Here is a 25,910-nt window from a genome sequence, read left to right on the forward strand (position 1 = left end):
TTTAGCCGCGGAACCCGGTCGCGACCACAAATTTCTCGGAACTGTCCGAGCGCGACGCAGGCGGCTTCACATTCGCAACCTTGTCGAATTTCTGTTTTAACAGCTTCTGCAGATCGCCTTCGGCACCGCCCGCCAGCACCTTGGCGACGAAAGTGCCGCCTTCGTCCAGCACGTCAAACGCGAAATAGGCCGCCGTTTCGCACAGGGCCATAATGCGCAGGTGGTCGGTTTGTTTATGACCCGAAGAGGCCGCAGCCATATCGGACATCACCACGTCGGCTTTGCCGCCCAGCCAGTCTTTGACCTTCACGTCGGCATCGTCTTCCATGAAGTCCAACACATGGGCCTCGGCGCCTGCGACGGGTTCAACCTCTTGCAGGTCCACACCCAGAACCGTGCCGATCCGCTTGCCGGATTTTTCGCCCAGCGCATTGACGCGTTTCACGGCCACCTGCAACCAGCCGCCCGGGGCGCAACCCAGATCGACCACACGCGCGCCGGGGACGAGGAAGCGGAATTTATCGTCCAATTCCAGAATCTTATAGGCCGCGCGCCCGCGATAGCCTTCGGCCTGCGCACGTTTCACATACGGGTCGTTCAGCTGCCGCTCGAGCCAACGGGTCGAGCTGAGCTTACGGCCGCGTGCCGTCTTAACCTTGACCTTCAGGTCGCGCTGCCCGCGGCCCGAGGTGTTTTTGCCACTTGGTGTCTTCGCCATCAGAACGGTCCGTCTTCCAATACACCGTCCGCGCTCATCTGCGCATACAGCAGGCCTTCGCGCAGCCCCCGGTCCGCCACGGAAAGGCGGTCAGTGGGCCAGCATCTTAACAGCGCTTGCAAAATGGCCGAGCCGGACATGATCAGGGCCTGCCGGTCATCGCCGATACGCGGATCCCGGCGCCGACCCTGAGGGCCGAGTTCTAGATACCCACGTATCACTTTGTCAATCTGATCGCTGGTCATGCGCAAACCGTCTACCTTTGTGCGGTCATAGCGCTTGAGACCCAGGTGCGAAGCGGCGACAGTCGTGACCGTGCCGCTGGTGCCGACGATTTGGAACCCTTCCCGAGCCTGCTCGTCTTTGTACGGTGCGAAATCTGCCAGGTTTTCTTCGAAAAACCAGCTCATCAGGGCAAACCGGGCCGAGTCATCCTCGACATCATGAAACTGGTCACGCAGCGTGGCCACGCCCAAAGGAACGCTGATCCAGTCAACGACCTTGGCCGCGGGAAAGGGGCTTTCGCTGGTGTGAAACCCGTTATGCAAGCGCATGATCGCCGCTGGCCGGTCGCGTCGCGGCACGGACGAGATGTCGATCCACACCAGTTCGGTCGAGCCGCCTCCGATATCGACGACCAGTAGCTGCTCGGTCTTGGTCGACACTAGCGGGGCGCAAGAGATTACGGCCAGACGCGCTTCTTCTTCGGGTTGGATAATCTCAAGCGTCAGGCCAGTTTCGCGTTTGACCTGTCGAATGAAGTCGCGCGCGTTTTTCGCGCGGCGGCACGCCTCGGTCGCGACCAGACGCATGCGCCGAACCTTGTTGCGTTTTAGTTTTTGCTGACAGATGCGCAGAGCCTGAATGGTGCGCGCCATCGAGGACCGCGACAAACGTCCGGTCCGTTCCAGTCCCGCACCCAATTGTACGGACTTGGAAAAGCTGTCGACCACATGGAACCCGCTGCCTTTGGGCTGGGCTATCAACATGCGGCAACTATTTGTTCCCAAATCCAGCGCCGCATACAACGCATCTGGATCGGGTCTTGCTGGCGCGGGGCTTTCGACCGCCTTCGGGAACGCGCCCGCACCTTTGGGACGCTTGGGCGCCATGTTAAACGCCCTCCGAACTTCGAGTTACCCCGACCATAGGTCGCGGAAATGCGTCGTGCAAGACGCTCATTAAAGTGATGAGAATTTTGATATGAGTCTTTGAAGAAGACTTCGTTACAAGCCCGGTATCCCATCGTGGGCAAAAAGGTCGCTGGAAATGCGCCGTGTGTCGAAATTCGACCGACTTGCCCCCACATAGAAGTTTAGAACCGATCCATCTGGTTAGGAGGAATCAAACGCAATGCCTGACGTCACCATCGTATACTGGCGCGACATTCCCGCCCAAGTCATCGTCGGCAAAGGCCGCCGCGGTGCCAAGCGGCAGTTGGAAGAAAGGTTCGAGCAAGCCATCGACCGTGCGGCCATGAAGGTGAACGCCAAGGACAGCGATGCCTATCTGGCCGAATGGCGCAAAGCTGAACCTTTCGCAGTCGAGGGCGACCCGTCCGAGATTGCCGAGGCCGAGGCCGCACGTCTGGAGACAGAATACGATCAGGACCGCATCAAGGCGCTGATCGCAAATGACGGTTGGGCATGAGCCCGAAATCTTTATGGGAGGCCACGATGGCTTTGCTGAATTTCAAGAAACGTGATGTGGTCGAAAACGGCCCCGTGAATCCGACCGTCGAAGCCTTTTTGCAAGGCTATTCGATCGAGGTGATGCCGCGCACCGCCGAAAAGGTCGAAGATTTCCGCGCTCTGCTGCCCGAAGGCACCCGTGTATACATCGCCCATATCGAAGGCACGCCGATCGAGGATATGGTCAAGACCGCGAAGCGCATCGCTGCCGAAGGCTATCCGGTCATGCCGCATTTCCCTGCGCGGATCATTAAGGATGCGGCGACGCTGGAAAACTGGATTTCGATGTATCAGGGCGAGGCAGGCGTGGAACAGGCGCTGCTGCTGGCCGGTGGGGTCGAAAAACCGCATGGTGATTTCCACAGCTCGATGCAGTTGATGGAAACCGGCTTGTTCGACAAGGCAGGTTTCAAGCGCCTGCACGTTGCGGGCCACCCCGAGGGCAACAAGGACATCGACCCCGATGGCTCGACCAAAAACGTCGAGGACGCGCTGCGCTGGAAACAAAAGTTCAGCGAAACCACGGATGCCGAAATGGCACTGGCCACGCAGTTTGCGTTCGACGCCAAACCAATCATCGCCTGGGCGGACAGCCTGAAAGAAGCCGGCATCGATCTGCCGATCCACATCGGCATCGCAGGCCCGGCCAAACTGCAGACGCTGATCAAATTCGCGATTGCCTGCGGTGTCGGCCCCTCGCTGAAGGTTCTGCAGAAACGCGCGATGGACGTATCCAAGCTGCTGCTGCCGTATGAGCCGACCGACGTTGTCACCGAGCTGGCCAACCACAAGGCGGCCAACCCGGACTTCAACATCACCAACGTGCATTTCTTCCCGCTCGGCGGTATCAAGACCAACGCCAACTGGGCGATCAATAACGGCGGCGCCTCGGCAAAGCCTGCAAACGCTTAAGGAACGGACATGACCCGTACAGTCGTAGAATCAAAAACAAAAACCGCCGTTCTGGGCTTCGACGAACCGTTCTGTGTGATCGGTGAGCGGATCAACCCGACGGGCCGTAAGAAACTGGCCGCTGAACTGGAAGCGGGCGATTTCTCGACCGTCGAGAAAGATGCCATCGCGCAGGTCGCGGCAGGTGCCACCGTTCTGGATATCAACGCGGGCGTCGTCTACAACTCGAACCCCAACCCGAACGAGACCGAGCCGCCGCTGATGACCAAGATCGTCGAGTTGGTCCAGGGTCTGGTCGAGGTACCGCTGTGCATCGACTCGTCGGTTCCCGGCGCTCTGGAGGCCGGTCTTGAGGCGGCGGAGGGTCGTCCGCTGCTGAACTCGGTCACCGGTGAAGAAGAGCGTCTGGAGCTGGTTCTGCCGCTGGTCAAAAAGTACAACGTTCCGGTCGTGGCGATCTCGAACGACGATACAGGGATCTCGGAAGACCCCGACGTCCGCTTTGACGTCGCCAAGAAGATTGTTGAGCGCGCAGCTGATCACGGCATCCCCGCGCATGACATCGTCGTTGACCCGCTGGTCATGCCCATCGGTGCGATGGCTACTGCTGGCCAGCAGGTGTTCGCTTTGGTCCGGCGTCTGCGTGAAGAACTGGGTGTGAACACGACTTGCGGTGCGTCCAACATCTCGTTCGGCCTGCCGAACCGTCATGGCATCAACAACGCCTTCCTGCCGATGGCCATGGGCGCTGGTATGACATCTGCGATCATGAACCCGGTTGCTTTGCCGATCACACAGAAGAAGATCGCCGAGAAGAAAGAGGCCGTTGCAGCCGCCGGCATCATCCTGCCCGAAGGCATGGATGACGAGGCGTTCGTGCAGATGTTCGGTCTGGGTTCGACCAAGCCGCGCGCTGGCAAGGAAATGGAGGCGATCCGCGCTGCCAACCTGCTGACCAACAACGACCCGCATGGCGGCGAGTGGATCCGGTTCAACAAATCCCCCGAAGAGGCCGGAGCTGCTGGTGCAGCGGGCGGCCGTCGCGGCGGTGGACGTCGTCGTCGCGCCTGATCGACCTACAGGGTTTAAAGACAAGGCCGGGCAGGTATGCCCGGCCTTTTTCATATTGATGCGGATCAACGCCAGCCTCTGATCACCCTGTGATACTGTTGAAACATCGCACCAACGGTCAGGAGAGCATATGGGCAAGCATTATCCCCCACGGCTGGGAGACGCCGACCTTACCAAGCGTCTGAGCAAGAAAGACTATTTTGAGCGTTTGGTTGAATTGCAGGCGAAATTGGCTCTGATCCAGCAGGCTTATCTGTTTCACGGCGTCAAAGGTGTTCTGGTCTTTGAAGGCTGGGATGCGGCAGGAAAGGGCGGGACAATCCGCCGGATCAGCCAGGCACTGGACCCGCGCAGCTTCAAAGTTTGGCCGATCGGGGCCCCGCGCAACTACTATCTGAACCGGCACTACCTGCTACGCTTTTGGGAGCGTTTGCCGCCAGAGGGTGCGATTTCGGCCTTTGATCGCAGTTGGTATGGGCGTGTCCTGGTCGAACGGCTTGAAAATCTGACGCCTGAGGAACGCTGGCGCGCCGCATACCGCGAGATCAACGATTTCGAGCGGATGGTGGTGGATGACGGCACCCGGATCGTCAAACTGTTCTTCCACATCTCGCCCGAAGAACAAATGGCCCGGTTCACTGAAAGGCTTCACAACCCGCTCAAGCGGTGGAAGCTGACCTATGAGGACTTTCGCAACCGCGAAAAATGGGATGAGACCGAGGTGGCCATTGATGAAATGCTGGCCCGTACCTCTACCGAGGTCGCACCTTGGCATGTGATCCCGGCCAACAACAAAAAATACGCCCGGATCAAAGCGATGGAGATCATTGTGGACGCATTCTCCAAGGCGATCGACCTGAACCCGCAGCATCTTGACATACGCACACTAGAGGCCGCGCGCGAAGTGATGACGGTCGACCGGGATCTGATAGACAGCTTGCGTGCACGAACAGAATAGGGTGCGAATGCCGCGGATCAGAGCTTGAAGTTTGCGGCTGCGAAATGCTATCGGTGTCCGGCACGGGCGGGTATGGTGAAAAGGTATCACACGAGCTTCCCAAGCTCTTGTTACGGGTTCGATTCCCGTTACCCGCTCCAGCCTTTTTCAGACATTGGTGGATTGCTTGTCTATTCGGCTCTACGCGCCTGAAACAGGTTGATTTCGGCCGGGATGTGAACTGCATCTTCGGTCGCAAAGGGGCGAAACGCCTCGGCCACCTTATGCTGAATTGCCGTGACATCTTCGGGCGTGCCATCGAAGTGGTTGATCACGCGGGCCGCGGGGCCAACCCGCGTGCACAAGCCAGCGCAGTCCAGCAATGAGCCTTTGAAATGCAGCGTCAGGGCAACGGCTTCGGCGCGGATGTCCTGAAACCCGGCTTGTTCAAGCAGCCCCGTCACCCTGTCCCGGTCATGAAACGCAAGAGGGCCGGGGGCGTTGCGGTCAACATTGGGGGGATTGCCAAGCCGTTCAGTGGCAGCCACATGCGGTAGCTTGAACCACGGATTGGGACGCAGAGGACCCCACGCAGCAAACGTCATCTGACCGCCCGGCTTCAACGCGCGCGCCATGTTGGCAAAGGCAGCAACCGTGTCTTCAAAAAACATGACGCCAAAGCGCGAGATCATGGCGTCCCGATCCCCTTCGTTGAAGGGGTGGGACTGGGCGTCGGCGAATTGGAAGGCAATGTTTTGCAGTCCAGCCTCGGACGCCCGGTCCGAGGCGCGATCCAGAAACGGTTGCGAGACATCTGCAGCCAGAACATGGCCTTCTTTGCCGACAGCCTGTGCCGCAGCAATCGAACTGGCTCCGGTACCACTACCGACGTCCAGCACACGCATGCCGGGCTGCAGCCCGGCGCGGTCCAGTACCAGCTCCAGAACCGGAGACATAAGCTGATCCAGCTGGTCCTCGTACGTCAACCATTTCGCGCCGGACGCGGACTTGCCCCAGTATTCGGCCTGTTCTTCGTTTGCGATCTGCATATTGTCCCCCGGTGTTGGGGGAGACTATGACCGCCTGCGCCGCCTGCGACCAGTGCTTTCTTCGGACCCACCGGTGTTGAAGGAAGGCGAGGGCAGGGTGACCACCTGCGCCAGTTCCGGGAACGGATCGGTCTTGTGCGGGATCGCGTTGGCGGCGACGAAATGGTCTTGGAATTTGGGCTCGATAGCGGTTTCGACCTTGGTGATCTCGCGCACGACGCGCTCAATCTCGGACCGGGCCGCGATGTTGCACAGAGCGATCCGTGCGCCAGTGCCCGCGGCGTTGCCCGCGCTGGTAACCTTATCCAGCGGCGCGTCCGGAATCATGCCCAGCACCATCGCGTGTTTGGTCGAGATATGCGCGCCAAACGCCCCGGCCAGAACGACGCGGTCGACGGTATCGACCTCCATCTCGTCCATCAGCAACCGTGCACCGGCATAAAGCGCGGATTTGGCCAGCTGAATGGCGCGGATGTCGCCTTGGGTGACGGTGATGCGCGGGCCGCCTTCGGCGCTGGCATCGTGGATCAGATAGGCGTGGGTGCGGCCTTCGGGGACACAGCGGGGGGTGCCGGTCTGTGCGGCGGACCCGATCAGGCCGCCTTCGTCCAGCAGCCCTGCGATGCGCATTTCGGCAACCGCCTCGATGATGCCTGAACCGCAGATGCCGGTGATGCCGGTCGTTGCGACGTCCTGATCGAAGCCTTCCTCATCGGACCATTTGTCCGACCCGATGATGCGAAAACGCGGTTCCTTGGTAACGGGGTCGATCTCGATACGCTCGATGGCGCCGGGTGCCGCGCGCTGACCGGAACTGATCTGAGCACCTTCAAAGGCTGGCCCGGTGGGCGAAGAACAGGCCAGAACGCGGCTGGTGTTGCCCAGCAGGATTTCGGCGTTTGTACCCACGTCTACGATCAGAACGAGGTCTTCGGATTTGCCGGGTTCTTCGGATAGCGCGACCGCCGCGCAATCTGCGCCCACGTGACCAGCGATGCAGGGCAGGATATAGACCTGTGCGCGCGGGTTCATGTTGGTCAGATCCATCTCACGCGCGGGCAGGGACATACTTTCCGACGTCGCCAGAGCGAAAGGGGCTTGCCCCAGCTCAACCGGGTCGAGGCCCAGCAGCAGGTGGTGCATGACCGGGTTACACACAAAGACGGTTTCCACGATCAACGCTGCGTCGATTCCGGCTTCGTCCGCGATCGAGGTCGTTAGGTCGTTGATCGCTTCGCGCACGGCCTTGGTCATTTCCTGATCGCCGCCGGGGTTCATCATCGAGTAAGACACGCGGCTCATCAGGTCTTCACCAAAGCGGATCTGCGGGTTCATCAGGCCCGACGATGCCTTGACCTCTCCGGTTTCCAGATCGGTCAGGTGGGCCGCGATGGTGGTCGAGCCGAGGTCGATCGCCAGACCATAAAGCCCGCTTTCGTGCAGGCCCGGCCAGATTTCGACGACCTTCGCCACCTCGTCCTTGTGGCCCTTGTGGACGGCGACGGTGACCTCCCACTTGCCCTTGCGCAGGACGGGCTGCAGTTTTGACATCAGCGACAGATCGGCGGTCACGGCCTCGATCTTCCACTGCTCGCGCAGGGCACGCTCCAGCCGTTCCAGATCGCCGGTGGGCGAGTGCATGTCGGGCTCTTCCACGACCACGAAATACAACCGTGTCGCCGGGTCCATGGTGATCGCGCGCGCAGCCGCAGCTTTGCGAACCACTTGGCGATGCACCTGACTTTCAGGCGGTACGTCGATCACGATGTCGCCCTGAACCGTCGCCTGACAGCCCAGACGACGACCGGGTTTCAGACCGCGCTTGTCGTCATAGCGCTGCTCGACCGCGTTCCATTCGCTCAGCGCATCCTCGGAAACGGTGACGCCATGCTTGGGGAACTCACCATAGCTGGGCGTGATCTGACATTTCGAACAAATGCCACGGCCACCACAGACCGAATCCAGATCGACGCCCAACTGCCGTGCGGCGGTCAGAACCGGAGTGCCCACGGGGAAGTGCCCGCGTTTGCCCGACGGGGTAAAGACGACAAGGGGGTCGGTGGTCATGTTTGGCCTGCCTTTTGTATTCGCGCGTATGCCGGGCAAGATATGCGTTTGCGCGCAAAGGGAAAGCCATTCAGCGGCACGTTTTGCACGTCTTGCGTCGTTTTTTGCAGCGGTATCGGGCCGCAGGGGGAAACTAGTTTGGGTCAGGGGCTTTTCCTTACCTCAAATCCATGCAATAGGGTCACCGCCAAACGGGCTTTTGCATGGGGTTAGCAGATGCAGATTCGTGAGGCACTTACCTTTGACGACGTACTCTTGGTTCCGGGCGCATCCACAGTGCTGCCTGCGACGGCGGATACGACAACGCGCGTGACGCGCGAGATCACCATGAACATCCCGCTGCTGAGCTCGGCCATGGACACGGTGACCGAAGCGCGCATGGCCATTGCAATGGCGCAGGCGGGTGGCATCGGGGTCATTCACAAGAACCTGTCTGTCGAAGAGCAGGCGCGCGAAGTGCGTCGGGTCAAGCGGTTTGAATCCGGGATCGTATACAACCCCGTCACCCTGCGTGCGGATCAGACGCTGGCGGATGCTCAGGCGCTGGTTCAGCGGTATAACTTCACCGGTTTCCCGGTTGTCGACGATGAAGGCCGTGTCGTTGGCATCGTAACCAACCGCGACATGCGCTTTGCCACTTCGGACGATACCCCGATCAAGGCGATGATGACCGCCGACAACCTGGCGATGTTGCAGGAACCTGCCGATCTGGAAGAAGCCAAGAGCCTTATGCGCGCCCGCCGCATCGAGAAGCTGCTGGTGGTCGATGGCGCGGGTAAGCTGACCGGCCTGCTGACTCTGAAAGATACAGAACAAGCGGTGCTGAACCCGACCGCCTGCAAGGACCGGCTGGGCCGTTTGCGGGTGGCTGCGGCGACCTCGGTTGGCGATGCCGGTTTTGAGCGGTCCGAACAGTTGGTGGATTCGGGTGTCGACATTATTGTGGTCGACACAGCTCACGGCCACTCGCAGGGCGTTCTTGATGCGGTGAAACGTGTGAAAACCCTATCGAACGAGGTTCAGATCATCGCAGGAAACGTTGCCACGGGCGAGGCCACCAAAGCACTGATTGATGCGGGCGCGGACGCAATCAAGGTCGGTATTGGGCCGGGTTCAATCTGCACCACGCGGATGGTTGCAGGCGTTGGTGTGCCTCAATTGACGGCGATCATGGACTGCGCGTCGGCTGCCGGAGACGTGCCGGTCATCGCGGATGGAGGCATCAAATTCTCGGGGGATTTCGCCAAGGCGATCGCGGCTGGCGCGTCCTGCGCCATGGTCGGCTCGATGATCGCTGGCACGGATGAAAGCCCGGGTGAGGTAATCCTTTATCAGGGTCGCTCGTTCAAATCCTATCGCGGCATGGGTAGCCTGGGCGCAATGGCGCGCGGCTCAGCCGATCGCTATTTCCAGAAAGACGCGGCGAACGACAAGTTGGTGCCTGAAGGAATCGAGGGGCAGGTGCCCTACAAAGGGTCGGCCAGTGCAGTGGTGCACCAACTGGTTGGTGGTCTGCGCGCGGCTATGGGCTATACCGGCTGCGCAACGGTCGAGGAAATGCGCAAGAACTGTAACTTCGTGAAAATCACCGGCGCAGGCCTGAAGGAAAGCCATGTGCATGACGTTCAGATCACCCGCGAAAGCCCGAACTACCGGGTGATGTAAGACAACTGAGTTTGCAACGCGGCGCCCCAACGGGGGCGCCGTTTTGCGTTTCGGCCCACCAAGGGCGCTACGAAATCGGAAATCTCCATGACCCCAGCAGCGCGTGTTCAGGCTTCGATTGAAATACTCGACGATATTCTCGCCGGTGCACCGGTCGAGAAAGCCCTGACCGGTTGGGCGCGGCGCAGCCGGTTTGCAGGATCGAAAGACCGCGCGGCGGTGCGAGACCACGTTTTTCAGGCGTTGCGCTGCAAACGGTCTTTTGCGGCCCTGGGTGGCTCGTACACAGGACGCGGGCTGATGATAGGGGCACTGCGTACTGGGGGTGAATCCCCCGAAGCGCTGTTCACCGGCGAGCGCCATGCGCCAGAACCATTGGTCGAGGCCGACGCGCCGCGCGCCTTCCAGTCGGATGCGGAACGCTATGACATCCCCGAATGGCTTTGGCCGAGCTTTCAAGCGTCGCTGGGCGATCAGGCAGAGGCAGCAGCGCAAGTGCTGCAAAGCCGCGCGCCGGTTCATCTGCGCGCCAACCTTGCCAAAACCGACCGGGCCGGCGCAATTGAATCACTCGCGGCCGAGGGGATTAGCGCCCAGCCGCATCCAGCGTGCGACACCGCGCTTGAAGTTACCGAAGGTGCCCGAAAGATCGCGCAAAGCCGTGCCTACAACGAAGGGTTGGTTGAACTGCAGGACGCGGCCAGTCAGGCCGTTGTCGAGGCGCTTGAGTTGCGACCGGGGCTGCGGGTGCTGGACTATTGTGCCGGCGGAGGGGGCAAGTCACTGGCGCTCGCCGCGCATCAGGGCGTTCAGGTCTACGCGCATGATGTGAACATCGGGCGTATGCGCGACCTACCGGTCCGGGCGGAACGGGCAGGGGTGCGTGTGACCTGTCTTGCCCCTGAAAACGTCGCGAAACAGGCTCCGTTTGACATTGTGCTGACGGATGCCCCGTGCTCGGGCAGTGGGTCGTGGCGTCGTGCACCTGCGGGGAAGTGGGCACTGACTGAAGAGGGGCTGGGCGCGCTGAACGACCTGCAATCTGAGATCATAGGCAAAGCGGCGCATCTGGTCGGGCCGGGTGGCGTTTTGGTCTATGCGACCTGCTCGATGCTCGAATGCGAAAATGGTGCCATCGTCGACCAGTTCGGGCAAGACAACCCGGATTGGACCGAGACGTTTCGAAAAACGTGGCTTGTGACACACGGTGCTGATGGCTTCTTTTTGGCGCACTTGACGCGGTAGCGCATCAGTGAAAAACAACTCAAGGTGGAATTTTCCGTGCTCTTTAAGAGGGCGTTAACCTTATTTGGGCTGAGTGTGACTACGCCTTTCAACTCGAGTTGTTTATGTCAGAAACTGCTGAGATTTATTCCGAACCCAGTTTTCGAAAAACTCCCGCCCTTTCACGTCTTGCCCCGCTGATAGTTCTCGGTTCCTTGCTGATCTTGACCCCATTTGCGGGACTTTTGCCCAGAGTTGGGAACACGGGATTTGTGGTTGCCGGTATCTCATTGCTGGTCGCAGGTCTGTTGGTGGTGATGCGCGGGCAATTTGCCGATTGGTCCGCCCGAACGTCGACAGATGTGATGGCCTTGTTTGCCGAGCAGGATTTGTTCCCGACGGTGGTCGCAACCGGCAACGGTGACATTCTGACTGCCAACACGCGCGCGCGTGCGCAGATCCATGCTTTGCCCGGCGCGCGTATTGAGCAATGCCTGAAATCCATGTTTGCAAATCCCGCAGCCATCCTGTTGCGGCTGCAATCCATCGCTGAAATCCATGGCAAGACCAGAGAGGACATCGTAACCGTGGGAACGACTATCCCGATCTCGGTTTTCAGCGTCGGGCACAATGTGTTTTGTTGGCGCTTCCATCTGGACGAGAAGGGGCAGTGGGACAGTGCCGCAATACCGGTGTTGACAGAGGGCCGGAACGGAACGGTTCTGCGCGTCAACGGCGTCGCTGAAACGGTGCTGGGCTGCAAGCCCGACAATCTGAATCAGGTGTTTCCGGACGGTGTGCCCACGACCGGGGATATCGTGTTGGCAGATACCGCTGCTGGGCAAGTGCAGGTGACTATTTCTGAACTTTCCAATTCAGGTACCGTCCGGGATCTGCTTTTGTTGCCGCTGAACACTGCGCGGTCGCAGGGTGGTGACACGCGCTTCGCCGACTTGCCCGTACCTGTCATGTGCCTGACGCCCGAGGGCGAGATTTTAGACGCTAACCGTATGGCCACTAACTTGATCGGAGAAATTGAGCCCGGCCAAACGAGCGTCACAAACATCATGCACGGCCTAGGATACCCGATTCAGGACTGGCTGGCCCGTGCGGCCAACCAAGATGACGCCCCAAGCTCGGAGTTTCTCCGTCTGAGCCGAAAGGACAAAGAGGTGTTTGTGCAGGTCACGCTAAACCGTGTCGTGAACAAAGGGCGGGTCTGCTTGATCGCGGTGTTAAACGATGCAACCGAGCTCAAGACGCTTGAGGCGCAGTTTGTGCAGGGGCAAAAAATGCAGGCCGTCGGTCAGCTTGCCGGCGGTGTGGCGCATGACTTCAACAACTTGCTGACCGCGATTTCGGGGCATTGTGACCTTTTGCTGTTGCGGCATGATCAGAACGATCCGAATTACGGCGACCTTGTCCAGATAAACCAAAACGCAAACCGGGCGGCGGCTCTGGTTAGTCAGCTGTTGGCGTTCTCGCGGAAACAGACCTTGCAACCCGAGGTACTGGACCTGCGTGACACGATCTCGGACCTTATTCATCTGTTGAACCGGCTGGTTGGCGAAAAAGTTCGCCTGACACTCAGCCATGACCCGGTGCTCAAGCCCGTGCGCGCCGACAAGCGGCAGTTGGAGCAGGTCTTTATGAACCTTGTCGTGAACGCGCGGGATGCGATGCCCGAAGGCGGCGAAGTGCGGATTGAGACTGAGGTGGTTTCTTTGAGTGAACCCCTCAGACGTGATCGCGCGACTGTGCCATCAGGTGAATTCGTGACCGTTAAGGTGATCGACAGCGGCACCGGAATACCAGCAGACAAGCTGCAGAAAGTGTTCGAGCCGTTTTACACCACCAAACGCACCGGTGAAGGCACGGGGCTGGGTTTGTCCACTGTCTATGGCATCGTCAAACAGACGGGCGGCTTCATCTTTGTCGATAGCGTTCAGGGACAAGGGACCGAATTCACAGTCTATTTGCCGGTGTCGGTTGCGCCCAAGGCAGCGGACGAAGATACCGCCGCGTTGCCCGAAAGCCCAAGTGCCCGGCAAGGAGAGGGCGTCGTTCTGCTGGTCGAGGATGAAGCCCCGGTTCGCGCCTTTGCAACGCGGGCATTGCGTTTGAAAGGCTATACTGTGCTAGAGGCGGGATCCGCCGAAGAGGCACTGCATCTGCTTGAAGACGGATCGTTGAATGTAGATGCTTTCGTCACGGATGTGGTCATGCCGGGCATGGACGGACCGACCTGGGTGCGCAAGGCGATGGAGACGCGTCCGGATGTCCGGGTGATCTTCATGTCAGGCTACACCGAAGGGGCGTTCGGGGATTCGGGCCCAGAGATTGCCAATTCTACCTTCTTGCCTAAGCCATTTTCCCTGACCCAACTGACCGAGACGGTGTTTCAGCAGCTCAACTAAAGCGCGGCGTCGTGGCAGGCAAATTCGGCGGCGTGCTGGGCGCGAAACTTCGCTTCGGTTTCTGGATGCAAATCTAACGCGCGCACCGGCGAGACATTTTCGCGCTCCAATGTGATCTCCATGTTCAAACGGTCCTGTAGGAAATTCAGAATCTTATCCTGGTTCTCGTACTTGAAAACGTGTTTGGCGCCGAACCCGTTGTTTCTCGTTCTGAAAAACTGGCTCTGACTGCCAACATCCGCGAATTCGGGGCGCGGGGTCTGCATATAGGCCCGAACAAAGTCATCAAAACTCATGTCCCTGGTAGAATGAGGATGACCGATGCGGTCGTCACGGCTGCGGTATTTGTACCAGCTGCCCAGCCAGTCAATCGGTTCCCGCACGACCGCCATGATCTCCATTTCGGTGTCGTACATTTTACGAAAGATGTTCTGAAAAAACCTGTCGTAGCGGCGGACCGGAGCATGTTTCAACTCGGGCGGGCCCGTCACAACAAGGTCGGCACGATGGCTCAGGGCAGTGTGATAAGCGGTGCTACCTGTTTTGGGAACAGCCAGAAACGCAAGGCGTTCTTTATAGAAAACAAGCATTTAATCGCCCTTTGCCGAGGAATTTTCCAAGCGCAGATTGGCGTAAACGACTCTTTAACACAATTGCCCAACAGTAAGTTCTGTAAGTTTTAGTTGAAATGTTCTCTTTTTGGTCCCATAAGGAACAAGAGGCGAACAAAGCAGCGATTGCCGCCCGGCCAAGGGTGTGACAAAAGAGAAGGCGACAGGAAAATGGCGGATCTTCTGACAATGAGCGACAAGAAAAACGCAGACAAGCAAAAGGCGCTCGACAGCGCGCTGGCGCAAATCGAACGGCAGTTCGGCAAGGGCTCGATCATGAAGCTGGGCGAAGACGCCAAGCAAGACATCGATGCCAGCTCGACCGGGTCTTTGGGCTTGGACATTGCGCTGGGGATCGGCGGTTTGCCGATGGGCCGGATTGTTGAGATTTACGGGCCGGAAAGCTCGGGTAAAACGACTCTGACGCTGCACTGCATTGCAGAACAGCAAAAACGCGGCGGAGTTTGCGCCTTTGTCGATGCGGAACACGCGCTGGACCCCCAATATGCCCGCAAGCTGGGAGTGGATCTGGACGAGTTGCTGATCTCGCAGCCCGACACAGGTGAACAAGCGCTTGAGATCACCGATACGCTGGTACGGTCCGGCGCTGTGAACATGGTCGTGGTCGACTCGGTTGCGGCGCTGACACCAAAATCCGAGCTTGAAGGCGACATGGGCGACAGCAACGTTGGCGTGCAAGCCCGTCTGATGAGCCAGGCAATGCGTAAGCTGACCGGCTCGATCAGCCGCTCGAACTGTATGGTGATCTTCATCAACCAGATTCGGATGAAGATCGGCGTGATGTTTGGCAGCCCGGAAACCACCACCGGTGGTAACGCTCTGAAGTTCTACAGCTCGGTTCGTCTGGACATTCGCCGCATCGGCGCGATCAAGGATCGCGATGAGGTCGTCGGCAACCAGACCCGCGTCAAAGTGGTCAAGAACAAGGTGGCGCCACCGTTCAAACAGGTGGAATTCGACATCATGTATGGCGAAGGCATCAGCAAAATGGGCGAGCTTCTGGATCTGGGCGTCAAAGCCGGTGTGGTCGAAAAGTCTGGCTCGTGGTTCAGCTATGGCGATGAGCGTATCGGGCAGGGGCGTGAGAACGCGAAACAATACCTGCGCGACAACAGCCGCATTGCGCTGGACATTGAAGACAAGATTCGAGCAGCACACGGTCTGGATTTCGATATGCCGCCGGGTGCCGCTGAAGAGGATGACATCCTCGAGGCGTAATGGCTTAGTAAGAAAACAAGAACAGGGCGGCCCATCTGGCCGCCTTGTTTCGTTCGGCGCACCCTAGGCTGTGGACTATCCTTGGGGACAGGGATAAACCCGTTTCGGAACAAATTGATTGCGCGCCGAGAGAGCCTTATGCCCACGCTGAACGATATCCGCTCAACTTTTCTGAACTATTTTGCCAAACAGGGTCATGAAGTGGTCGCGTCCAGCCCGCTGGTCCCGCGCAATGACCCGACTTTGATGTTCGTCAACTCGGGCATGGTTCAGTTCAAGAACCTGTTCACCGGTGTTGAAACCCGCGACTATCAGCGCGCCACAACCGCGCAGAAATGTGTGCGGGCCGGTGGCAAGCACAATGACCTCGACAACGTGGGCTACACCGCGCGCCACCACACGTTCTTTGAGATGCTGGGCAACTTCTCGTTCGGGGACTACTTCAAGCATGATGCGATCCCGTTCGCGTGGGAACTCATCACCAAGGAATTCGGCATCGACAAAAGTCGCCTGCTGACAACGGTTTACCATACCGATGACGAGGCGTTCGAAATCTGGAAAAAGGTCGGCGTACCCGAAGACCGGATCATCCGCATCGCGACCAGCGACAATTTCTGGCAGATGGGCCCAACCGGCCCCTGTGGTCCGTGCACCGAGATTTTCTATGACCACGGCGATCACATCTGGGGTGGCCCTCCGGGTTCGGTCGAGGAAGACGGTGATCGGTTCATCGAGATCTGGAACATCGTTTTCATGCAGAATGAGCAGTTCGAAGACGGCTCGATGGTGGAACTCGACATGCAGTCGATCGACACCGGCATGGGGCTGGAGCGTATCGGCGCTTTGCTGCAGGGCAGCCATGACAACTATGATACCGATCTGTTCAAAACGCTGATCGAGGCATCGGCTGAGGCGACCGGTGTTGATCCGTATGGTGACCAGAACGTGCACCACCGCGTGATCGCGGATCACCTGCGTTCAACCTCGTTCCTGATTGCGGATGGGGTCATGCCCAGCAACGACGGGCGCGGTTATGTCCTGCGCCGGATCATGCGTCGCGCCATGCGGCATGCGCATCTGTTGGGCGCGAAGGATCCGGTCATGCACCAACTGGTGCCGACTCTGGTGCAATTGATGGGCGCACAATACACCGAGCTTGGTCAGGCGCAGCCGTTGATCGAAGAAACGCTGCTGTTGGAAGAAACCCGGTTCAAACAAACGCTCGACCGCGGATTGAAGCTGCTGGATGACGAAGTCGCGGGACTGCCTGAAGGCGCGGCCTTGCCTGGCGGTGCCGCGTTCAAGCTGTATGACACATACGGGTTCCCGCTGGACCTGACGCAGGACGCCCTGCGCGAAAAGGGCCGGACCGTGGACACAGATGGGTTCGATGCAGCCATGGCAGAACAAAAAGCCAAGGCGCGTGCGGCCTGGGCCGGATCGGGCGAGGCTGCCGATCAGGCGGTTTGGTTCGACGTTCTGGACAGCGCCGGAGCGACCGACTTTCTGGGCTATGACACTGAAAAGGCCGAAGGTCAGATCGCGGCTTTGGCCGTGGACGGTGCTTTGGTCGATACGATCGAAAAGGGCGGTTCCGGCTGGGTCATCGTCAACCAAACGCCGTTCTATGGCGAGGCCGGTGGTCAGGTTGGTGACACAGGTGAAATCCGTCGACTTGAAGAGCGCGATGACATGGCGCGCGTGGAAGACACGAAGAAATTCGCGGACGGCAAGGTTTACGCCCATAAGGTCACCGTGGATCATGGAACGTTGTCGAAGGGAGATGCGGTGGAGCTTGAGGTTGATCACACTCGCCGTACCGCCATTCGTGCCAATCACTCGGCAACTCACTTGCTGCACGAAGCTCTGCGCGAGACGCTGGGCGATCATGTTGCACAGCGTGGGTCGCTGAACGCGGCGGATCGGTTGCGGTTTGATTTCAGCCACTCCAAGGCATTGAGCCGCGAGGAAATTCAGAAGGTCGAGCGGGACGTCAATGACTTCATCCGCCAGAACTCGACCGTTGAAACGCGGATCATGACGGCGGACGATGCGCGCGAATTGGGTGCGCAGGCGCTGTTTGGCGAAAAGTACGGCGACGAGGTCCGCGTTGTCTCGATGGGCAAGGCTCCGACGGGCAAGGGTCAGGACGGTGAAACCTGGTCGATTGAACTCTGCGGTGGCACGCATGTGCGCCAAACCGGCGATATCGGCACCTTCGTCGTTCTGGGCGACAGCGCCAGCAGCGCCGGTGTGCGCCGGATCGAAGCGCTGACCGGTGATGATGCCCTGCGCCACTTGTCGCAGCAGGATCAACGGCTGGGGCAGATTGCGTCAGAGCTCAAGGCGCAACCCGACGACGTTGTGAACCGCGTCAAGGCGCTGTTGGACGAACGCAAATCGCTGCAGAACGAAGTTGCGCAACTGCGCCGGGACCTCGCCATGGCGGGTGGAGCCGGGCAGGGCGGCAGCGAGGCCCGCGATGTGAATGGTGTTGCCTTTCTTGCCCAGGCGCTGAACGGCGTGTCCGGCAAGGACCTGCCTGCGCTGATCGATGAACACAAAAGCCGCCTGGGTTCGGGCGCTGTTCTGCTGATCGCAGATGCCGGTGGTAAGGCGGCCGTTGCCGCCGGCGTAACCGCGGACCTGACAGATAAAGTCTCGGCCGTTGATCTGGTCCGTGCTGCGGTTGCCGAATTGGGCGGCAAGGGCGGTGGCGGACGTCCCGACATGGCACAAGGGGGCGGAAAGGACGCCTCGAATTCAGATGCGGCAATCAAAGCCGCCGAGCAGGTTCTGGGAGGATAAGATGGCCGCGCTTTGGATTGCACATGTAACCGTGACTGACGCAGATGCTTATGCGAAGTACGCGGAACTCGCCGGGCCCGCGATCGCCAAGCATGGCGGGACGTTCATCGCCCGAGCTGCGCGGTATGTGCAGCTTGAAGGGAAAGAGCGGCCGCGAAACGTGGTTGCTCGATTCCCGTCGGTAGAGGCGGCGGTCGAATGCTACAATTCGCCCGAATACCAGCAGGCCCTGGACCATGCCCGTGGCGCGAGCGAGCGCGAACTTGTGGTTGTCGAGATCACCGAATAACGCCCCGACGGGGCTGACAAGCACAGAATCCGCCCAGCGTATCGCTTGATGGGCGGATTTCAGCCGAACATATCACGATTTGAAAATGTGGTATTGTGGCAACTTTGGACGTTGTCTGAATCTTTTTGATTCCAGAGCCTTAACTGATTTCCGTGTGGGCCTTGAAGTGGTTTCCCGCCCAGATTGTGGCGGCATGCCCGCAATTCTTGCGCGAAATGGTCATATTGAGTGACGAATTTCCGCCCTTTTTCCCCTTCAGCGTCGCCTCAGATTGTACAAGCGCTACCGTTTACCGTTAGTTGGTTCTAATCGAATACGGTCCCGCTTGTCGCCAAACGACTGAGTAGACAGGGATCGAGGTACAGGCATGAAATCGTTGGATATCGGACTCGGGGCCGCTCTCGGGCGGATCGTTACATATTCAGGTCGGGCAGTGGGGATCGCTGCTTTGGTGTGCGGGGCGGTGTTTGCCGGGTCCGCAGTTGAGGCGAGCGAAGGCAACTTCATTCGCACCGTTGCGTCGTCGCCTCCGCCGTCGGGCGCCCGCCAACTGTGTCGCCAATACGCTTGGGCCTGTTCAAGCAAAGCTTCGGCGCGCATGACATCGCAGCAAGAAATGAAAATCATTCAACGCATCAACCGTCAGGTCAACGCGACGACCCGCGCGGTGACCGATCAGGCGCAATACCGTACCAGCGAGCGGTGGGCGCTGCCGACCTCGCGCGGTGGCGATTGCGAAGACTTTGCGTTGTTGAAGAAACGCGATCTTATCCGGGCTGGCGTTGATCCAAGCAAATTGCTGATCGCCACAGTGCTGGATACGAAACGCAACGCACATGCTGTTTTGGTCTATCGCTCTGCTTCCGGGGATCTGGTGCTGGATAATCTGACCGATCGGATCAAGCCCTGGTCAGCGACGCGCTACTTGTTCCTTCGGATGCAGGACCCGCGGAAGCCCAGCAGTTGGGTCGGTGTTTACGGCCGCAGTTAAGGCTTCCGTCTTTCTTCTGAAATAGCTATCAGGGGCGACCATTTGATCGCCCCTTTATATTTTTGGTCATATCAATAGTGCTGCCCTAAACTTTTCTCGCACCGCAGCCTAAAGGGATTGGCTCCGCAGGCTGCGCTGCATGTCAGTTCGTTACAGCGTGCCGCCGCTTCCGTCGCTGCCGCCACCGGCCGATCCGCCGCCGCCGCTGCCATCGCTGCCGCCGCCGCCATCGCCGCCGCCGCTGCCATCGTTGCCGCCGCCGCCATCACCGCCGCCGCTGCCATCGTTGCCGCCGCCACCATCACCGCCGCCGCTGCCATCGCTTCCGCCACCGCCGCCGCCGTCATTGTTGCCGCCGTTGCCGCTGCCGCTGTCAGAGTTGCCTCCGCCATTGCTGCCGCCGTTGCCGTCGCCGCTGTTGGAGTTGCCGCCGCCATTGCTGCCGCCGTTGCCGTCGCCGCTGTTGGAGTTGCCGCCGCCATTGCTGCCGCCGTTGCCGTCGCCGCTGTTGGAGTTGCCGCCGCCATTGCTGCCGCCATTGCCGTCGCCGCTGTTGGAGTTGCCGCCGCCATTGCTGCCGCCGTTGCCGTCGCCGCTGTTGGAGTTGCCGCCGCCATTGCTGCCGCCGTTGCCGTCGCCGCTGTTGGAGTTGCCGCCGCCATTGCTGCCGCCGCTGCCGCCGCCGCTGTTGTTGTCTGCGCCACCGTTGCTGCCGCCGCTGCCATTGCTGCCACCGCCGTTGCTGCCGCCTGTGCCGCCACCGGATCCACCGCTGCCGCCGCCGGTGTTACCACCGCCACCGCCGCCGCCAGATCCGCCGTCGTCGCCTCCGGACCCGCCGTTACCGCCGTCGCCGCCGTCACGAGTTTCGCCGCCGCGGGTCGTGGTTGCGCCCGCTCCGCCCGAGCTACCGTTGCCGCTGTCCGACGCACTTGCAGTGCTTGCGGCGCCACGATTTTCGTTATCGTCGTTGCGCGTATCGTTCCGAACAGTTGCGGTTGGGATGTCAGTCAAAACCGCCGCGAACAGAGGGCAGGCCTGAGAGGTGCGGGCCAGAATATCCTCAAAATCAGCGCGACGCTGGATGTACCGCAGCATCCGTTTATCCACCACTTTGCAACCACAAAGCGTTTCGGTGGATACGGATTGACGGGCTGTTTTGACGTTACAGGTTTCTGCCGCATATGCCGCGCCGGTTGCCATGAATGGGAATGTCGCGGATACAAATACAAACGAATATAAACGGGACCTTACGCGCATAGCGCTACTCCTTTAAACTCATTACTTACACCTAACAACTAAGTAATTGTGCCACAAAATTGACAAAAATACAGCCGTATCCTGCCTCATTTTTCTTTGGGCTGTCACTACCCAAGACGAAGAAACGCGCAACCTATTGGCGAAACTATATGAAAAACAACAAAAAAGCCCGGTCGAGCAACGGGCTGTTTTGAAGTCAAAATAGTCAAAATGGAAGCAAAAATGCCACATCGGGCCCATTGTACCGCTTTCGGAAACAGTGGGCCTGAGAAGCTTAAGCCGACTTTGCCATCCGTTTCCGCTCGTGCGGATCAAGGTAGCGTTTGCGCAGGCGAATGGCGTTTGGTGTAACCTCAACCAGTTCGTCATCGTCGATGTATGCAATTGCTTCTTCCAACGAGAACTGGATATGCGGAGTGAGGCGCACGGCGTCATCCGAACCGCTGGCGCGTACGTTTGTCAGCTTTTTGCCTTTTAGCGGGTTCACTTCCAGATCGTTGTCGCGCGAATGCTCACCGATCACCATGCCCTGATACACGTTGGTTTGCGGGGCGACGAACATGCGACCACGTTCTTCCAGGTTCCAAAGCGCATAGGCCACGGCCTGGCCGTTCTCCATCGAGATCAGAACCCCGGCACGACGGCCCGGGATCGGACCTTTATGGGCCGCCCAGCCGTGGAACACGCGGTTCAGAACGCCGGTGCCACGGGTGTCGGTCAGAAACTCACCGTGATAGCCGATCAGCCCACGAGACGGGACGTGAGCGATGATGCGGGTCTTGCCTGCACCTGCGGGGCGCATTTCAGCCAGTTCGCCTTTGCGCGCGCCGGTGATCTTTTCGATTACAGCGCCCGAATATTCATCGTCAACGTCGATGGTGACTTCTTCGATGGGTTCCATCCGCTGGCCGTCTTCTTCGCGGAACAGAACCTGCGGGCGCGAGATGCTGAGCTCGAACCCTTCGCGGCGCATGTTCTCGATCAGAACGCCCATCTGGAGTTCACCGCGACCCGCAACCTCGAAGGCTTCGCCGCCGGGAGTGTCGGTAATGCGGATTGCAACGTTCGATTCGGCCTCTTTCATCAGGCGATCGCGAATGACGCGCGACTGGACCTTCTTTCCGTCACGACCGGCCAGCGGCGAGTCGTTGATACCGAAGGTCACGGTGATGGTCGGCGGATCGATGGGCTGAGCGGGCAGGGCCTCGTCAACCTGAGGGGAAACAAGCGAATCTGCCACGGTCGCCTTGCTCATGCCAGCGATGGTGACGATGTCACCTGCTTCTGCAACATCGATAGGCTGTTGGGCGAGGCCACGGAACGCCAGGATTTTCGACGCGCGGAAGTTCTCGATCAGCGTGCCGTCGCGGGACAGGGCCTTGAGGCTGTCACCTGCCTTCAGCGTGCCGCTTTCCACACGACCGGTCAGGATGCGGCCGATGAACGGATCGCTGCCCAGCGTGGTTGCCAGCATACGGAAGGGTTCGTCTTTCTTGTCGGCCTGTTTCGGCGCGGGGACGTGGTCGACGACCAAGTCGAACAGGGCTGTCAGGTCCTTGCGGGGGCCGTCCAGTTCCATATCAGCCCAACCGGAACGTCCCGAGGCGTACATGGCAGGGAAATCCAGTTGCTCATCATCAGCGCCAAGGTTGGCGAACAGGTCAAAGCATTCGTCCAGCGCGCGGTCAGGCTCGGCATCGGGTTTGTCGACCTTGTTCAGAACCACGATCGGGCGCAGGCCCAGCGCAAGCGCTTTCGAAGTCACGAACTTGGTCTGCGGCATCGGGCCTTCGGCTGCGTCAACCAGCAGGACAACGCCGTCAACCATCGAGAGGATACGCTCGACCTCACCACCGAAGTCGGCGTGGCCGGGGGTGTCGACGATGTTGATCCGCGTGCCTTTCCACTCAACACTGGTGGCTTTGGCAAGGATGGTGATCCCGCGCTCGCGCTCCAGATCGTTGCTGTCCATGGCGCGCTCGGCCACGGCTTGATTTTCCCGGAACGCGCCGGATTGTTTGAGCAGCTCATCCACCAGGGTCGTTTTACCGTGGTCCACGTGAGCGATGATTGCGATGTTGCGCAGGTCCATGAGAGGTCAGCCTTTGAACGGGAAGTTGCCGCGCGCATAACGCGGATTTGCCGAATAGGCCAGCCCTAACCGGTCGTCAGTGGCCTGCAGTCTTGGAAAACAGGTGAATGATCAGGATTCCGGTCAAAATCATCGCTAAACCGATCACCGCAGGCCAGTCTAGTCGCTGACCGAACACTATGAACCCGATGATGGCGATCAGCACAATCCCGAGACCCGACCAGATGGCATAGACAATGCCGACAGGCATGTATTTCAGGGTCAGCCCCAACAGGTAGAAGGCGACGCCATAGCCCAAAACGACCAGCACCGATGGCCAGAACCGGCTAAACTGCTGACTGGCCTGCAACGCCGTCGTGCCAATCGTTTCGGCGATCACCGCCAGCAAGAGGATCAAATAAGCTTTGGGCACAGGATGTCTCAGTCTGGGTTTCCTGCGCCCGGTTGAGCACGAAATCTTACTGGGCGGCAAGTGAATTTTTGTGGCCCGCCAACGAATTTCAAACGCAAGTACCCAGATGGAAACGAGCCTTCGCTGGTCAGGATAACCGTACTGTTTCAAAAGAAAAAAGCTTGGTATCCATATCGTGTTTCGAGTGATTTCTTTGCGAGTATTTTTTGTGACCAGATTTGCATTATCCGTTATTGCGGCTTCGGCTTTGATCGTAACGTTTGGTTGGCTGGCAGGCGAAGCGCCTGCTGACAATAATGCAACCAAGAGGGGGCAACATCCGGTCACCCAACCGGGTTGAGCGCTTAGAAGCGATCAGCCCGGTGCTTTTTCAGTAAAAAAGGCGCTCAATTGCGGGCGCAACCATGCCCAAAGGTCCGGTGCGCCGCGCTGAACCGGTGTGCCCACACGTTGTTCGATCTGGGCAAAGGTCACGTCGAAATCCACCCATGATCCGCCGCCCGTTTCCAGATTGCCAATTGGCGTTTGAAACCGGTCGATGGCCTTTGCGAAACGCGCATCGGCAGACTCGGCGGCCTCGAACTCTTGCCAGAGCGACATGAATGCCTGCTGCGGAGCGTCGGGCAGCAGTCCGAACAACCTCTCGGCCGCGGCTTGTTCTTCGGCTTCTTGCGCGGCGTGGTCGACTTGACCGTGGATGGGGTGATCTCCGGCATCGATCTCGACGATGTCGTGCAGCAAAAGCATGTGCAGCACGCGATCCATGGAAACGCCGGGTTGGGCATATTCCGCCAACACCCAGGCAAACAGCATGATGTGCCAGGAGTGTTCGGCTGAGTTTTCAAACCGCTCACCGGACAACAGGCGCGAGGCGCGGTAGACGGATTTCAGTTGATCCGCTTCGGTCAAAAACGCCAGTCGTTCCGAGAACGTCGTCTCGGGCACGGGTTTATCGTGTAGCAGAGCGGTTGCCAGAGCGTGGGCTTCGGGGAGCTCCTGCGCCAGATAAGCGGCGCGTCCGTCTCGCAGATTGTCCCGCGCGACCTCTACGTGCTCTGGATTCGGAGCGGGAGCGCACAGAACCTGAAACAGCGGTTGGCACCGGTCCAGATACTTGGCGAATCTAGCGTCCGGAGTTCCGTCAGCCTCGAACTCTTCCCACAGGGCTCGAAACATAGTGGCCTGATCGTCGGGCAGCAGGCCGAACAGTTCGTCCGCAGCTGCGCGTTCGGCACGTTCGACGGCCGCCCAGTCGGTCTCCAGATGGATGGGGTGATCGCCGACAACGATTTCGACCAGATCATGCAAGAGCAGCATTTGAATGACCCGGTTGATGTCGACATCATCAGCTGCCAGCGGCTGCATCACCAAAGCCCAAAGAGCAAGGTGCCAGCTGTGCTCGGCAGAGTTCTCGGGCCGCGACTGGTCAAGTAGGGCGTTGGCGCGATCGACTGACTTCAGCCTGTCCGCGCGTTTCAGGAATTCAAGTTGCGCGGACAGTCTCTCGGTCATTTCTTTTCAATCGCCTTAACTTGTGATCGGTGCTTGGTCAGCGTGTCTATGACAAATTTGCGGGCCTTGCGTTCGGCAAGGCGCACGCGGATTTCGGTCAGGAAGGCCTCTTCCAACGTCTGAGAGGACGCGCCCAACAGCTCGCCCACCTCGACAAAGAAACGGTCGTTGCCCGTTTCATCCATAACTTTCATCGTGTCCTCGGCCAGCTTGGCGGCGAGGGTGCTGATGGTGTCTGACATTAGCGCGTGTTCTCGGTCAGGCGACGCTTAACATAGTCGCTGACATCGGTGATCAGCGTGTCCATGTGGCGATCCTGGAAGAAGTGATCGGCACCTTCGACCTCGTTATGAGTGATGGTGATGCCCTTTTGCTCATGCAGTTTGTTCACCAACGCGGTGGTGTCTGCAGGTGGGGCGACGCGGTCGGCCGAGCCGTTGATGATCAGGCCCGAAGACGGGCAGGGCGCTAGGAACGAAAAGTCGTACATATTGGCGGGCGGCGACACGCTGATGAAGCCCGTGATCTCAGGGCGGCGCATCAGAAGCTGCATGCCGATCCAGGCCCCGAACGAGAAGCCAGCGACCCAGCAGTGCTTCGAGTTGTTGTTCATCGACTGCAGGTAGTCCAGTGCCGACGCGGCATCGCTCAGCTCGCCCACGCCCTGGTCGTATTCGCCCTGGCTGCGGCCAACACCGCGGAAGTTAAAGCGCAACACGGTGAAGCCCATGTTGTAGAACGCATAGTGCAGGTTATAGACGACCTTGTTGTTCATGGTCCCGCCGAATTGTGGGTGCGGGTGCAACACGATGGCGATCGGTGCGTCTTTTTCCTTTTGCGGGTGGTAGCGGCCTTCCAGGCGGCCTTCGGGTCCGGGAAAAATCACCTCGGGCATGTGTGCTTTGGTCCTGTCTTTTACTTCCGGGTGCCACGATATACTTGACG

General features: G+C 59.3%; 22 protein-coding genes and 1 tRNA gene. 12 read left to right on the forward strand and 11 right to left on the reverse strand.

Going from position 1 to position 25,910, the window contains the following annotated elements; all coding sequences use genetic code 11:
• Position 1: 1 nt before the first annotated feature.
• Both GOV53_RS01050 and GOV53_RS01055 read right to left on the reverse strand, forming a co-directional pair.
• A complete protein-coding gene (locus GOV53_RS01050) occupies positions 2-718 on the reverse strand; it encodes an RlmE family RNA methyltransferase (protein WP_170424660.1) in 717 nt (238 codons plus the stop codon).
• Positions 718-1,830: a Ppx/GppA phosphatase family protein gene (locus GOV53_RS01055; protein ID WP_170424662.1), complete on the reverse strand. Its 1,113-nt coding sequence runs from the start codon at positions 1,828-1,830 to the stop codon at positions 718-720. The genes GOV53_RS01050 and GOV53_RS01055 overlap by 1 nt, the downstream gene beginning before the upstream one ends.
• Before the next feature lie 241 nt (positions 1,831-2,071).
• On the opposite strand from GOV53_RS01055, the gene GOV53_RS01060 reads away from it, so the two are divergent.
• The 5 genes from GOV53_RS01060 (at position 2,072) to GOV53_RS01080 (ending at position 5,490) form a co-directional block, all read left to right on the forward strand.
• The gene (locus tag GOV53_RS01060; RefSeq protein WP_170463596.1) at positions 2,072-2,368 is read left to right on the forward strand and encodes a virulence factor; all 297 of its coding nucleotides are present in this window, start codon (positions 2,072-2,074) and stop codon (positions 2,366-2,368) included.
• 26 nt (positions 2,369-2,394) lie between these two features.
• Entirely contained in the window at positions 2,395-3,321 is a 927-nt protein-coding gene (locus GOV53_RS01065) for a methylenetetrahydrofolate reductase (RefSeq protein WP_170463598.1), read from the forward strand.
• Between the two features lie 9 nt (positions 3,322-3,330).
• A complete protein-coding gene (locus tag GOV53_RS01070; RefSeq protein WP_170463599.1) occupies positions 3,331-4,392 on the forward strand; it encodes a methyltetrahydrofolate cobalamin methyltransferase in 1,062 nt (353 codons plus the stop codon).
• A 130-nt stretch (positions 4,393-4,522) separates the two neighbouring features.
• Positions 4,523-5,350 carry a polyphosphate kinase 2 family protein gene (locus tag GOV53_RS01075; protein WP_170424670.1) on the forward strand — a complete coding sequence of 276 codons (828 nt, stop codon included), beginning with the start codon at positions 4,523-4,525 and terminating at the stop codon, positions 5,348-5,350.
• Positions 5,351-5,416: 66 nt separating this feature from the next.
• Positions 5,417-5,490 (forward strand) — tRNA-Gly (locus tag GOV53_RS01080).
• Positions 5,491-5,520: 30 nt separating this feature from the next.
• Here the strand turns inward: GOV53_RS01080 and GOV53_RS01085 are convergent.
• A complete protein-coding gene (locus GOV53_RS01085) occupies positions 5,521-6,378 on the reverse strand; it encodes a class I SAM-dependent methyltransferase (RefSeq protein WP_170463602.1) in 858 nt (285 codons plus the stop codon).
• A gap of 24 nt (positions 6,379-6,402) precedes the next feature.
• Positions 6,403-8,445, reverse strand: coding sequence for an ASKHA domain-containing protein (locus tag GOV53_RS01090; protein ID WP_170463604.1), 2,043 nt, complete (start codon positions 8,443-8,445; stop codon positions 6,403-6,405).
• A gap of 216 nt (positions 8,446-8,661) precedes the next feature.
• Here GOV53_RS01090 and guaB point away from each other — a divergent pair, with 216 nt between their 5' ends.
• The 3 genes from guaB to GOV53_RS01105 all read left to right on the forward strand — a co-directional run bounded on the left by guaB (position 8,662) and on the right by GOV53_RS01105 (position 13,751).
• A complete protein-coding gene (guaB, locus tag GOV53_RS01095; RefSeq protein WP_170424676.1) occupies positions 8,662-10,110 on the forward strand; it encodes an IMP dehydrogenase in 1,449 nt (482 codons plus the stop codon).
• A gap of 87 nt (positions 10,111-10,197) precedes the next feature.
• A complete protein-coding gene (locus tag GOV53_RS01100; protein WP_170463606.1) occupies positions 10,198-11,355 on the forward strand; it encodes an RsmB/NOP family class I SAM-dependent RNA methyltransferase in 1,158 nt (385 codons plus the stop codon).
• 104 nt (positions 11,356-11,459) lie between these two features.
• A complete protein-coding gene (locus GOV53_RS01105) occupies positions 11,460-13,751 on the forward strand; it encodes a PAS domain-containing hybrid sensor histidine kinase/response regulator (RefSeq protein WP_170463608.1) in 2,292 nt (763 codons plus the stop codon).
• On the opposite strand, the gene GOV53_RS01110 is transcribed toward GOV53_RS01105, so the two are convergent.
• Positions 13,748-14,341 carry a sulfotransferase family 2 domain-containing protein gene (locus GOV53_RS01110; RefSeq protein ID WP_170463610.1) on the reverse strand — a complete coding sequence of 198 codons (594 nt, stop codon included), beginning with the start codon at positions 14,339-14,341 and terminating at the stop codon, positions 13,748-13,750. The genes GOV53_RS01105 and GOV53_RS01110 overlap by 4 nt on opposite strands.
• A gap of 192 nt (positions 14,342-14,533) precedes the next feature.
• On the opposite strand from GOV53_RS01110, the gene recA reads away from it, so the two are divergent.
• From recA to GOV53_RS01130, 4 genes are all read left to right on the forward strand, one after another.
• Complete coding sequence (gene recA, locus GOV53_RS01115; RefSeq protein ID WP_170424687.1) at positions 14,534-15,601, forward strand: recombinase RecA; 1,068 nt, start codon at positions 14,534-14,536, stop codon at positions 15,599-15,601.
• A gap of 138 nt (positions 15,602-15,739) precedes the next feature.
• Positions 15,740-18,409 carry an alanine--tRNA ligase gene (gene alaS / locus GOV53_RS01120; RefSeq protein WP_170463612.1) on the forward strand — a complete coding sequence of 890 codons (2,670 nt, stop codon included), beginning with the start codon at positions 15,740-15,742 and terminating at the stop codon, positions 18,407-18,409.
• 1 nt (position 18,410) lies between these two features.
• Complete coding sequence (locus GOV53_RS01125) at positions 18,411-18,698, forward strand: DUF1330 domain-containing protein (RefSeq protein WP_170463614.1); 288 nt, start codon at positions 18,411-18,413, stop codon at positions 18,696-18,698.
• Between the two features lie 367 nt (positions 18,699-19,065).
• Positions 19,066-19,689 (forward strand): transglutaminase-like cysteine peptidase, encoded by a 624-nt coding sequence (locus GOV53_RS01130; protein ID WP_170463616.1) that lies wholly within the window; start codon positions 19,066-19,068, stop codon positions 19,687-19,689.
• 150 nt (positions 19,690-19,839) lie between these two features.
• Here GOV53_RS01130 and GOV53_RS01135 read toward each other — a convergent pair whose 3' ends face one another.
• The 6 genes from GOV53_RS01135 to GOV53_RS01160 form a co-directional block, all read right to left on the reverse strand.
• Complete coding sequence (locus GOV53_RS01135; protein WP_170463618.1) at positions 19,840-20,949, reverse strand: cell wall anchor protein; 1,110 nt, start codon at positions 20,947-20,949, stop codon at positions 19,840-19,842.
• 274 nt (positions 20,950-21,223) lie between these two features.
• Positions 21,224-23,041 (reverse strand): translational GTPase TypA, encoded by a 1,818-nt coding sequence (gene typA, locus GOV53_RS01140; RefSeq protein ID WP_170463620.1) that lies wholly within the window; start codon positions 23,039-23,041, stop codon positions 21,224-21,226.
• A gap of 76 nt (positions 23,042-23,117) precedes the next feature.
• A complete protein-coding gene (locus GOV53_RS01145) occupies positions 23,118-23,453 on the reverse strand; it encodes a DMT family transporter (protein ID WP_170424705.1) in 336 nt (111 codons plus the stop codon).
• Positions 23,454-23,807: 354 nt separating this feature from the next.
• Positions 23,808-24,965, reverse strand: a complete 1,158-nt coding sequence (locus tag GOV53_RS01150; RefSeq protein ID WP_170463622.1) for an HD domain-containing protein — start codon at positions 24,963-24,965, stop codon at positions 23,808-23,810.
• Positions 24,962-25,207 (reverse strand): hypothetical protein, encoded by a 246-nt coding sequence (locus GOV53_RS01155; protein ID WP_170424711.1) that lies wholly within the window; start codon positions 25,205-25,207, stop codon positions 24,962-24,964. Before GOV53_RS01155 ends, GOV53_RS01150 begins: the two co-directional genes overlap by 4 nt.
• The gene (locus tag GOV53_RS01160) at positions 25,207-25,860 is read right to left on the reverse strand and encodes an alpha/beta hydrolase (RefSeq protein WP_170424714.1); all 654 of its coding nucleotides are present in this window, start codon (positions 25,858-25,860) and stop codon (positions 25,207-25,209) included. The genes GOV53_RS01155 and GOV53_RS01160 overlap by 1 nt, the downstream gene beginning before the upstream one ends.
• Between the last annotated feature and the right edge of the window lie 50 nt (positions 25,861-25,910).

Source organism: Ruegeria arenilitoris, from assembly GCF_013035315.1.
Lineage (GTDB): Bacteria > Pseudomonadota > Alphaproteobacteria > Rhodobacterales > Rhodobacteraceae > Ruegeria > Ruegeria arenilitoris_D.

Excerpts from the sequence above, each read along its gene's own strand:
- GOV53_RS01060 (WP_170463596.1), top strand. The coding sequence starts at position 2,072 with ATGCCTGACGTCACCATCGTATACTGGCGCGACATTCCCGCCCAAGTC.
- GOV53_RS01090 (WP_170463604.1), bottom strand. The coding sequence starts at position 8,445 with ATGACCACCGACCCCCTTGTCGTCTTTACCCCGTCGGGCAAACGCGGG.
- GOV53_RS01085 (WP_170463602.1), bottom strand. The coding sequence starts at position 6,378 with ATGCAGATCGCAAACGAAGAACAGGCCGAATACTGGGGCAAGTCCGCG.
- GOV53_RS01075 (WP_170424670.1), top strand. The coding sequence starts at position 4,523 with ATGGGCAAGCATTATCCCCCACGGCTGGGAGACGCCGACCTTACCAAG.
- GOV53_RS01125 (WP_170463614.1), top strand. The coding sequence starts at position 18,411 with ATGGCCGCGCTTTGGATTGCACATGTAACCGTGACTGACGCAGATGCT.
- GOV53_RS01055 (WP_170424662.1), bottom strand. The coding sequence starts at position 1,830 with ATGGCGCCCAAGCGTCCCAAAGGTGCGGGCGCGTTCCCGAAGGCGGTC.
- GOV53_RS01135 (WP_170463618.1), bottom strand. The coding sequence starts at position 20,949 with ATGCGCGTAAGGTCCCGTTTATATTCGTTTGTATTTGTATCCGCGACA.
- alaS (WP_170463612.1), top strand. The coding sequence starts at position 15,740 with ATGCCCACGCTGAACGATATCCGCTCAACTTTTCTGAACTATTTTGCC.
- guaB (WP_170424676.1), top strand. The coding sequence starts at position 8,662 with ATGCAGATTCGTGAGGCACTTACCTTTGACGACGTACTCTTGGTTCCG.
- GOV53_RS01070 (WP_170463599.1), top strand. The coding sequence starts at position 3,331 with ATGACCCGTACAGTCGTAGAATCAAAAACAAAAACCGCCGTTCTGGGC.
- GOV53_RS01100 (WP_170463606.1), top strand. The coding sequence starts at position 10,198 with ATGACCCCAGCAGCGCGTGTTCAGGCTTCGATTGAAATACTCGACGAT.
- GOV53_RS01160 (WP_170424714.1), bottom strand. The coding sequence starts at position 25,860 with ATGCCCGAGGTGATTTTTCCCGGACCCGAAGGCCGCCTGGAAGGCCGC.
- GOV53_RS01050 (WP_170424660.1), bottom strand. The coding sequence starts at position 718 with ATGGCGAAGACACCAAGTGGCAAAAACACCTCGGGCCGCGGGCAGCGC.
- GOV53_RS01130 (WP_170463616.1), top strand. The coding sequence starts at position 19,066 with ATGAAATCGTTGGATATCGGACTCGGGGCCGCTCTCGGGCGGATCGTT.
- GOV53_RS01105 (WP_170463608.1), top strand. The coding sequence starts at position 11,460 with ATGTCAGAAACTGCTGAGATTTATTCCGAACCCAGTTTTCGAAAAACT.
- typA (WP_170463620.1), bottom strand. The coding sequence starts at position 23,041 with ATGGACCTGCGCAACATCGCAATCATCGCTCACGTGGACCACGGTAAA.
- recA (WP_170424687.1), top strand. The coding sequence starts at position 14,534 with ATGGCGGATCTTCTGACAATGAGCGACAAGAAAAACGCAGACAAGCAA.
- GOV53_RS01110 (WP_170463610.1), bottom strand. The coding sequence starts at position 14,341 with ATGCTTGTTTTCTATAAAGAACGCCTTGCGTTTCTGGCTGTTCCCAAA.
- GOV53_RS01150 (WP_170463622.1), bottom strand. The coding sequence starts at position 24,965 with ATGACCGAGAGACTGTCCGCGCAACTTGAATTCCTGAAACGCGCGGAC.
- GOV53_RS01155 (WP_170424711.1), bottom strand. The coding sequence starts at position 25,207 with ATGTCAGACACCATCAGCACCCTCGCCGCCAAGCTGGCCGAGGACACG.
- GOV53_RS01065 (WP_170463598.1), top strand. The coding sequence starts at position 2,395 with ATGGCTTTGCTGAATTTCAAGAAACGTGATGTGGTCGAAAACGGCCCC.